The following is a 298-nucleotide window of genomic DNA, read 5'->3' as shown; positions in this document are numbered from 1 at the left end:
CGCCGTGGGCGCGTCGTTGGTCGCCGTGACGTTCACGGTGACGGTGGCCGTGTCGGTGCCGCCGTTGCCATCGCTGACCGTGTACTCGAAGGTCGCAGCACCGGTGAAGTTCGGGTCGGGCGTAAAGACCGCGTTTCCGCCGACGATGACGACCGTGCCACCGACCGGGTTGCCCACCGCCGTGACCGTGAGCGTGTCGCCGTCCGGATCGATGTCGTTGCCGGCCAGGGTTGCCAGCGGGATCGACACCGGGGTGTCTTCCGTCGTGGTCGCCGTGTCGTTGTTGGCCGTCGGCGCG

The 298-nt window shown here is 69.1% G+C and carries 1 protein-coding gene; it reads right to left on the bottom strand.

The window, feature by feature from the left end; translation table 11 throughout:
• Nucleotides 1–298, bottom strand: a 298-nt coding sequence (locus WG902_RS22495; protein WP_340062455.1) for an Ig-like domain-containing protein, incomplete at both ends; no start/stop codon positions are given.

It is taken from the genome of Ramlibacter sp. PS3R-8, assembly GCF_037572435.1.
Lineage (GTDB): Bacteria > Pseudomonadota > Gammaproteobacteria > Burkholderiales > Burkholderiaceae_C > Ramlibacter.
Note: the sequence above shows the minus strand (reverse complement) of the source record. Positions and strands in the feature narration are given on the sequence as shown.